The sequence below is a fragment of the Oleiphilus sp. HI0061 genome, from assembly GCF_001635675.1.
The window spans coordinates 1-692 of the sequence record NZ_LWFE01000454.1 but is presented as its reverse complement, the minus strand read 5'-3'; the positions used below and the strand labels follow the sequence as shown (position 1 = coordinate 692).

Genomic DNA, 692 nt, shown 5'->3' with positions numbered 1-692 from the left:
GAATATCTTCAGGGAAAGTTAAGAATACTCTCGGGTTTGTATGGTATTTTGCGCCCCTTGGATTTGATGCAGCCATATCGTTTGGAAATGGGAACCAGGCTTGAAAATACACGCGGAAAGAATCTTTACGAGTTTTGGGGAGAGATGCTGACAGAGTCACTTAACCGGGAGTTAGAGGGGAGTGACGAGGTTCTCGTTAACCTAGCATCCAACGAGTATTTTAAATCAATCAAGCCTAAGTCGCTTAAGGCAAAGGTGATTACCCCTATATTCAAGGATGAGAAGAAAGGCACATACAAGATCATTAGTTTTTATGCCAAAAAAGCACGAGGCTTAATGGTCAGGTATGCTGCTGATAATAATATTCAAAGCGTTGAAGATCTAAAGGGTTTTGACTACGCGGGTTATCAATACTCAGAGAGTGAGTCCAGTGGCACTGATTGGGTCTTTACTAGAAGTGAGAGTGTAGCGGAGGCGCAGAAGTAAGGTTGTGTTTAGTGTTGTGAAGAATAGGGCGCGCCAAGGGTTGCGCTTCTCTCGTCTGCTCGCGAATTTACTCTCGGGTAGTGCTTTTATTGGTGCTTGTTATCAATTCCCGCAAGTGTCTAAAATTGACCAAAACGAGCTTAATGATTACGCTCTGTTTACCTTGTGGGTTGAGGATCTGGTTCGTTCAATGAATACGGAGGTCG

Annotated in this window: 2 protein-coding genes; both read left to right on the top strand. The window is 43.8% G+C overall.

The window, feature by feature from the left end:
* The coding region (locus A3735_RS06120) for a YaaA family protein (RefSeq protein WP_156499453.1) at nt 1-486 on the top strand (486 nt) is incomplete at its 5' end.
* 16 nt (nt 487-502) lie between these two features.
* Nucleotides 503-692: hypothetical protein (locus A3735_RS31745; RefSeq protein WP_231882433.1), on the top strand; the 190-nt coding region annotated here is incomplete at its 3' end.